This is a genomic window from Streptococcus sp. HSISS2, from assembly GCF_000448665.1.
In the GTDB taxonomy this organism is placed as follows: domain Bacteria; phylum Bacillota; class Bacilli; order Lactobacillales; family Streptococcaceae; genus Streptococcus; species Streptococcus raffinosi.
The window spans coordinates 660,627-668,028 of sequence record NZ_CM002133.1 but is presented as its reverse complement, the minus strand read 5'-3'; the positions used below and the strand labels follow the sequence as shown (position 1 = coordinate 668,028).

Here is a 7,402-nt window from a genome sequence, read left to right as displayed (position 1 = left end):
ATCTCTCCCTTAAGCACCATCTCGAAAATACGAGGTGCAATCTCACGCTGACCTACAATGATTAAATCTTCAACTAAAATCATGACAACCCTTTCTAAACTGCAAAATGTCATCAAAAAACCTCGCCACATGGCAAGGTCGCACAAAAAATCACAGGAGAACCCTGCTGTTTCAAGCTGTCCGACCTTTTAAGTCTCTCTGGACTCATTTAAAGGTTATTTTGTGATAATTATAACCGTTTTCATAACAGATGTCAAAGGAGAAAAGAAAAACCAAAGCTTATAAAATTAAGCTAAGGTCTCTCTCTAATCTATGCTTAGGGCATTTGTTTGATAAGTGCTCTATCATCTCATAGGGGAACATAAATTGTCAACATTCCTGACAAGAGGTGCTAGAGTTCTTGAACAAGAGCCATAAAAAACATTATTTAAACAATCTGTCGTAAACCATGGTATGAGCTAACTGCTGACCATCGCCACCCAGTAAATCAACCAAGGCATAGGCAAATGCCAATGCTGTTCCGGCACCACGGCTAGTGATGATATTGCCATCAACAACCACCAAGTCTGTTTGATGCTCGCCAGCTGTAATTTGTTCCTCTACACCTGGGAAACAAGTGAATTTACGACCTTCAAGCAAGCCTGCACGGTTCAAAACAATCGGTGCGGCGCAGATAGCAGCAATAGATTTTCCTGCTTTATTTCTTGCTTGGAGAGAAGCAATCAAGCCTTCGTGATCATGCAAGTTAGTGGAACCAGGCATTCCTCCAGGGAGAACCACCAAATCATACGCATCAAGATTACCGTCAAATACGCCATCCATGGCTACTTGAATCCCATGTGAACCCGTTACTGACGCACTTTCAAGTCCAAGCATGCTACAGTCAAATCCTGCTCGACGGAAGACATCCACTGGGCTCAAGGCTTCAATTTCTTCAAAGCCTTCTGCAAATACTACTGCTACTTTTGTCATGATATACCTCCAATTTAGTTATCACTAGCTTATATTTCACCTTAAATTATAGCAGTTTTAAAAGCAGGAAACAAACCATAACAATGCGCTTAAATAAGGAAAAAAGACAGCACAAGGACTGTCTTTGTCATTTTATCTAAACAAACTTGCTAGGATCCACAAGAGATAAATATGGGCTGGGTAGAAAATATAGAAAAAATTCTTGTTACCACTACCACGCTCACCATTGTAGAAATACATAGGAATTGCCGCAAAAACCATCATCCACTGAACACCTGTCGGGTCAAAAAGATGGGCAATCACTGAAATAACAGCCAAGACAATGATTTGAGCCATGCGATTGGTACGGAAAATATAGAAGAGCAAACCAAGGATAACCATAACAAAGCCACCCTCAACCATGATAACGCTTGGAACCAGTGACAAGAGAAAAGCCACACTATGGGCCACAAATGGATTTCCATTAGGTGTTTCAAAAATCCCTCCTAGTACAGCAACTGGAATCGCTGAAAGGATTGGCAAGAGAAAGACACCCATTCCCTGAATCAATTCCCTATAAGACTTGTCACGAAGGCCCTTAAACAATAAATCCCAAGAGTAAATAAAAATCCCAGTAATAAAGAAAGTTGAGAAGGCATTATTGGTTAAACCGATACTACCATTATGAAAAATACTACCAATGATGGCGTTGCTAATGATCATAAACCAACTCATGTAAAGTAACCGCCTGAGAAAAGCCATACGATCGTGTGTATAGTGAAAACTATCAGCAGCAAGAAAGAGGAAAATCGGGAAAGCCAGGCGTCCCAACATCGTCAACCATATAGGTGCCCCCATACTCCCGAACATCTGATAGATTTGGTCCAAAAACATAAGTGCAACAGCTAGGTATTTTAAATTAGTCGCATTGCTAATCTTTTTTATATCGTTCATTTAATGCTCCTTTAATTTTCAGCATATTAAATGATACCATAACTAGAACATAAATTCAAAAGAATATTTGAAGAAATTTGATATGATTTTTAACTCTTTATGTCATACAATTTTTATGACAATTTATATTACATTAAGATAATAAGTTTAGATTCACAGCCCTCCCCAAGCATTTCTACAGGCTTTATGCTATAATGGTTAGGCAATATTTACGTTCATAACGTATTCAAATTGTTTAAAAATATCTAACTAAGCTCTGCAAATTTTCGAAATAACTTTTTTGGAGAGCAGAGCGAGCAATTAACCGAGACTTTCCGCCGTGTTAAAAGCGCCTGAAACCTTTTAGTTTCAGGCGCTCGGAATTTTTGAGAGTAAAACAGTTTGGGAAACTGTTTTAGCCTGAGCCTAAAAATGAAAAAGCGAAGGGGCTCAAAACCAATTGAACACGGGCTGCGAATTGTGTCAAAAAGACAAGTTTTCCTAGAATCTAAAGATTCTGCGTCAAACTTTCTATTTTGACTTTATTCGCAGACGCCCTTTGTATCTTAATTAGTCATGGAACTTTGTAAAAGTTCGCTGACGTCCGCCAACACCTAAGGAAAGTCTCACAAATTATTTTATTTTTAAAATAAAACAATTATTATCACTAAAAAGAAAGGAAGTACATCATGTCTTTTGACGGCTTTTTTCTTCACCATATGACAGCTGAGCTACGTGAGCAGGTGCTTTACGGGCGTATCCAGAAAGTTAATCAGCCTTTTGAACGTGAGTTGGTCCTGACCATTCGTAACAATCGTCAGAATTACAAGCTTCTGCTTTCGGCTCACCCTGTCTTTGGTCGTATTCAGACCACCAAGGCTGACTTGCCAAATCCACAGAATCCAAATACCTATACCATGATTATGAGGAAATACCTTCAGGGAGCAGTTATCGAGGCTATCCAGCAGGTAGAAAATGACCGTGTTCTGGAGATTTCCGTATCAAACAAAAACGAAATCGGTGACAGCGTCAAGGTTACTCTAGTTATGGAAATCATGGGGAAACACTCCAACATTATCCTTATAGATAAGAATGAGAGCAAAATCATCGAGTCTATCAAGCATGTCGGTTTCTCCCAAAATAGTTACCGTACTATTCTGCCAGGATCAACCTACATCGCACCGCCTAAGACAGACGCTAAGAATCCTTTTGACCTTCCAGATGAAAAGCTCTTTGAAATCTTGCAGACGGAGGATTTGTCAGCTAGAAACCTTCAAAAACTTTTCCAAGGTTTGGGGCGTGACACGGCAAATGAATTATCAGCTTTACTTGAGACTGATAAGCTCAAGAATTTCCGTGCCTTCTTCAATCATGAAGTAGAGCCAAACTTAACGGCAAAAGCATTTTCAGCTGTAAAATTTGCTGACAGCCAGGACCAACCTGAGTTTGAAACCTTGTCTGCCCTTTTGGACTACTACTATTTGGACAAAGCGGCGCGTGACCGTGTGGCTCAACAGGCTAGTGATTTGATCCATCGTGTGCAAAATGAGCTAGAGAAAAACAAGAAGAAACTTGTTAAACAGGAAAAAGAGCTTGCGGCGACCGAAAATGCTGAGGAGTTCCGTCAAAAAGGGGAACTTTTGACCACCTATCTTAGCATGGTGCCAAATGACAAGGATAGTGTCGAGCTAGACAACTACTATACTGGCGAAAAGATTACCATTCCTCTAAATGTGGCTCTAACGCCTAACCAAAATGCGCAACGTTACTTCAAGAAATACCAGAAACTCAAGGAGGCTGTTAAGCACTTGACTGGTTTGATTGAGGAAACCAAACAGACCATTGATTATTTAGAAAGTGTTGAATTCAGTCTTTCTCAAGCCAATATGGATGAAATCGAGGATATTCGTGAGGAGCTTGTTCAGGCTGGGTTTATGAAGCGTCGTTCAACTGACAAACGCCACAAACGTAAGAAACCGGAACAGTATCTAGCTTCTGATGGCAAGACCATTATCATGGTTGGTCGTAACAACCTGCAAAATGAAGAGTTGACCTTCAAGATGGCTAAAAAAGGTGAGCTCTGGTTCCACGCCAAGGATATTCCTGGTAGTCACGTGGTCATCAAGGACAATCTTAACCCAACTGACGAGGTCAAGACCGATGCGGCTGAATTGGCAGCCTACTATTCTAAGGCTCGTCTATCAAACTTGGTTCAAGTGGATATGATTGATGTTAAGAAACTCAACAAACCAACGGCTGGGAAACCTGGATTTGTAACTTATACTGGACAAAAGACCTTACGTGTCACACCGACTGAAGAAAAAATTGATAGTATGCGGATGAAGTAATCTACTTTATAAAAATAAACTCTCTCGTTTCTGAAACCAGAGAGTTTTTTCGATGTCGTCATTAGAGCAATTTCTTTCAGTGATGAATGATATTTTCTTCTAGTTTTCATTACATTTTTCCGACGACTGTGCTAAACTATAAGGGTAATTACCAATATTAAAGGAGACTTTCAATGAAGGCTCTTATGTCATATACGAGTTCTGTTTTAGAATGGTTAGGTCGCTACGTGGGGCTATTAGTCTTCGGCCTATTATTTGTGACTACTTTACTCATTCGCACGACCATGATGACGGGATACTTTGAGTGGGCAGAGATTAGTAGCGTCCCTTGGTATGTTTATGTTTCAGGTGGGGTCATCCTGCTTTTGACACTTCTCTGGCGCAAGATTTTAAAGGAACTGACAACAAAACAGATTTTCATCTTTTTTCCGTTTGCTTTGTGAGTTTTGGTCTCCTTTTGATTTTTCTGACTAGTTTTGCTGGCCGAGACGATGCAGGTACTGTCTTTAAAGGGGCGGTCCAGTTTAATGCTGGCAACTTCTCCTTAATTAAACCAGGAGCCTACTTCTACCGCTATCCTCATCAGTTGGGATTGCTTAGTTTTGAACGCCTGGTTCTCTATCTGATTCCTTTACCGGTCATCTCGGTTTTCTATGTATTGAATCTTGGCATGGTCATTGGTATGAACTATGCGACATGGAAAATCACGGATGAACTGTTTACGAAACCGTTAGTCAGTCGTTTGGCTGTCATCATGAGCTTCGGTTTTTTGCCTCTAGTCTTTAACATTATGTTTGCCTATGGACTTATGTATGGTTTGTTTTTTCTAGTTTTGCCATTCTCTTCTTTCTACGTTACTTAAAACGTGGTAAGGCTAGGAATGCGATTCTTTCGGTGGTCATGCTATCATTGGCTTACTGGGTAAGGAGCAATAATATTATTCTCATTATTGCATTATCTGGTATTTTGATACTAATGACACTCAGAGAGAAACGTTACCGCTATTTACTTTTGGTTTTGGCTTTCTTTGCCTTTCCTATGAGCTTGCATAAGGCGACAACCAGTTACTATGAGATTACCACTCATCAAAAAATTTCTGGAACACCTCAGATTGCTTGGTTGGCCATGGGCTTACAGGACAAACCCGATTCTAAACGAATGCCAGGATGGTATACCGGCTATGTCCGTGACATTTATGCTAAGAAAAAGGGCAATATCGAAAAGATTGAAAAAAGCGCCAACCATTTTTTGATAAGCGTGTTCAATACCTCCTAGCACATCCCGATGAGGCAAGTTGGTTTTTCAGAACCAAGTTTATCAGCTCCTGGACGGAGGGAAGCTTCCAGTCCATCTGGAACGGTCCAAGTAAAGACAAGTTTCAGCCTTTGTGGAATAGGTTTGCGACTTCTATCTATCACGATGGGACCCTGCATCTCTTTTTTGTGACCTATATGCAAGGCTATCTCCTAGTCCTATATCTTGGTGGTGCGTTCTACTATGCTTTCACTTATAAACGAATGGGAGATGGAGCAACACTAGGCCTCTATGCCTTCCTCTATCTCTTCGGTGGCATCCTCTTTCACCTCATATCAGAGACTAAGAGCCAGTACACCCTACCTTATATTTACTTACAAATTCCAATGATCGCGGCGGGTTACAATCATATGACACAAATACTCGGCCGCTATCTAAAAAATATGCGAAAGTCATCCTAGGATGGCTTTTTAACTATAGATATTCTCGGACTACGATAAAATCTTATCATTTTGTTAGATAATGATAAGAAAAGTGATATAATAAAAACTAATGTATAGCTTCTTTGTTATATCATTCTTTATTAGTGAGTGGTCACATGACGACTAATATCAGCAATGATAATAACTTATGTAACATAGTAAGCGATAGCTTTAACAAACATGTCATTCACCTTCGCAGTTATATTATATGTATAGTTCAACATTTTTATAATTATCGCAAGTGTTTACATTAGAAAAGGGGAATCCAATGATAAAAGTAGACAATCTTTCTAAGCGTTTTGGCAATAAAATCGCTTTAGAGGACATTTCGTTTGACATTAAGGAAGGAGAAATCTTTGGTTTTCTAGGTCCTTCTGGTGCTGGTAAAACGACGACTATAAATATTTTGACAGGACAGTTATCACAGGATAGCGGAAAAGCTTATATTTTAAATAAAGAGTCTAATCGGTTACTTCCTTCGGATTTTTTAAATATTGGTATAATGAGTGATACTGTTGGATTCTATGGAAAGATGACAGTTTATAAGAACTTGCAATTCTTTGCTAAGTATCACAATGTGAGTTTAGATAAACTTGATGTTTTGTTGAAGGAACTGGAATTATTTGAAGATAAAGATAAGAAGGCAGAAAAACTATCAACTGGTATGAAACAGCGTATGCTTCTTATTCGGTCAATTTTGCATCATCCTAAAATTCTTTTTTTAGATGAACCTACATCGGGGTTGGACCCTGCTTTATCAAATAAAGTACATGATATTCTGTTGAATTTAAAAAATGAGGGAACAACAATATTTTTAACAACTCATGATATGAGTGAAGCTACTAAAATTTGTGACCGTATATCATTGTTGAATTCAGGTCATATATTAGAATATGGTTCTCCTCAAGAAATCATAGATAAATATAGTCAGCAAGATAAAGCTGTTATTCGTTTTAAAAATGGAGATTTGATAATGGTGTCTCAAGCAGAGGCTGCTAGATATTTGGGTGGTTCTGATGTAGCTAGTGTGCATACTTTAGAAAATACGCTTGAGGATATTTTTATAAAGATTTCGGAGGATTCAAAAAATGCATAGATTGATAGCACTTTTATGGTTGCGTTGGGAATACTTAATCAGTAATAAAGTTTTGTTGTTTGTATGTGTAGTTACACCGTTTATTGATTTTGCTATTTTACAAGCTATCCCTATGATTCATGGCGAAATGTATTTTTTAAACATTGGGCTTAGTTTGATTTATAGTATGACAGCTGGCACCTTTACTTCAATGATGATTTCTGAAGAAAAAGAGAAGAAGAATTTAAGAACATTGATATTGAGTGGTGTTACGAAATATAATTATATAATTTCTGTCATTTCATTTCCTTTTATTTTTCTGTTTTATCGGCTTTGTTTATGCCTGTAATATTTGGAAT

The 7,402-nt window shown here is 38.6% G+C and carries 9 protein-coding genes and 1 pseudogene; 7 read left to right on the top strand and 3 right to left on the bottom strand.

The features are described 5' to 3' along the window. The 3 genes and pseudogenes from HSISS2_RS10745 to HSISS2_RS03090 form a co-directional block, all read right to left on the bottom strand. Window positions 1–83, bottom strand: a pseudogene (locus HSISS2_RS10745) (dihydroorotate dehydrogenase electron transfer subunit); the annotation flags it as partial. A gap of 340 nt (window positions 84–423) precedes the next feature. Continuing rightward, complete coding sequence (locus HSISS2_RS03095; protein WP_021145339.1) at window positions 424–972, bottom strand: DJ-1 family glyoxalase III; 549 nt, start codon at window positions 970–972, stop codon at window positions 424–426. A gap of 132 nt (window positions 973–1,104) precedes the next feature. Next, a complete protein-coding gene (locus HSISS2_RS03090; protein ID WP_021145338.1) occupies window positions 1,105–1,905 on the bottom strand; it encodes a TraX family protein in 801 nt (266 codons plus the stop codon). A 668-nt stretch (window positions 1,906–2,573) separates the two neighbouring features. On the opposite strand from HSISS2_RS03090, the gene HSISS2_RS03085 reads away from it, so the two are divergent. The 7 genes from HSISS2_RS03085 (at window position 2,574) to HSISS2_RS03050 (ending at window position 7,392) form a co-directional block, all read left to right on the top strand. After that, window positions 2,574–4,232 (top strand): NFACT family protein, encoded by a 1,659-nt coding sequence (locus HSISS2_RS03085; RefSeq protein ID WP_021145337.1) that lies wholly within the window; start codon window positions 2,574–2,576, stop codon window positions 4,230–4,232. Window positions 4,233–4,405: 173 nt separating this feature from the next. After that, window positions 4,406–4,675: a hypothetical protein gene (locus HSISS2_RS03080; RefSeq protein WP_021145336.1), complete on the top strand. Its 270-nt coding sequence runs from the start codon at window positions 4,406–4,408 to the stop codon at window positions 4,673–4,675. 14 nt (window positions 4,676–4,689) lie between these two features. Then, the gene (locus tag HSISS2_RS03075) at window positions 4,690–5,094 is read left to right on the top strand and encodes a hypothetical protein (RefSeq protein WP_134981412.1); all 405 of its coding nucleotides are present in this window, start codon (window positions 4,690–4,692) and stop codon (window positions 5,092–5,094) included. Between the two features lie 113 nt (window positions 5,095–5,207). Continuing rightward, a complete protein-coding gene (locus tag HSISS2_RS03070) occupies window positions 5,208–5,507 on the top strand; it encodes a hypothetical protein (RefSeq protein ID WP_021145334.1) in 300 nt (99 codons plus the stop codon). A gap of 110 nt (window positions 5,508–5,617) precedes the next feature. Beyond that, the gene (locus HSISS2_RS03060) at window positions 5,618–5,947 is read left to right on the top strand and encodes a tryptophan permease (protein WP_240472046.1); all 330 of its coding nucleotides are present in this window, start codon (window positions 5,618–5,620) and stop codon (window positions 5,945–5,947) included. Between the two features lie 289 nt (window positions 5,948–6,236). Beyond that, window positions 6,237–7,064 (top strand): ABC transporter ATP-binding protein, encoded by an 828-nt coding sequence (locus tag HSISS2_RS03055; RefSeq protein ID WP_021145333.1) that lies wholly within the window; start codon window positions 6,237–6,239, stop codon window positions 7,062–7,064. After that, a complete protein-coding gene (locus tag HSISS2_RS03050) occupies window positions 7,057–7,392 on the top strand; it encodes a hypothetical protein (protein ID WP_134981409.1) in 336 nt (111 codons plus the stop codon). Before HSISS2_RS03055 ends, HSISS2_RS03050 begins: the two co-directional genes overlap by 8 nt. Window positions 7,393–7,402: the final 10 nt, after the last annotated feature.

Excerpts from the sequence above, each read along its gene's own strand:
- HSISS2_RS03095 (WP_021145339.1), bottom strand. The coding sequence starts at position 972 with ATGACAAAAGTAGCAGTAGTATTTGCAGAAGGCTTTGAAGAAATTGAA.
- HSISS2_RS03090 (WP_021145338.1), bottom strand. The coding sequence starts at position 1,905 with ATGAACGATATAAAAAAGATTAGCAATGCGACTAATTTAAAATACCTA.
- HSISS2_RS03085 (WP_021145337.1), top strand. The coding sequence starts at position 2,574 with ATGTCTTTTGACGGCTTTTTTCTTCACCATATGACAGCTGAGCTACGT.
- HSISS2_RS03080 (WP_021145336.1), top strand. The coding sequence starts at position 4,406 with ATGAAGGCTCTTATGTCATATACGAGTTCTGTTTTAGAATGGTTAGGT.
- HSISS2_RS03070 (WP_021145334.1), top strand. The coding sequence starts at position 5,208 with ATGACACTCAGAGAGAAACGTTACCGCTATTTACTTTTGGTTTTGGCT.
- HSISS2_RS03055 (WP_021145333.1), top strand. The coding sequence starts at position 6,237 with ATGATAAAAGTAGACAATCTTTCTAAGCGTTTTGGCAATAAAATCGCT.
- HSISS2_RS03050 (WP_134981409.1), top strand. The coding sequence starts at position 7,057 with ATGCATAGATTGATAGCACTTTTATGGTTGCGTTGGGAATACTTAATC.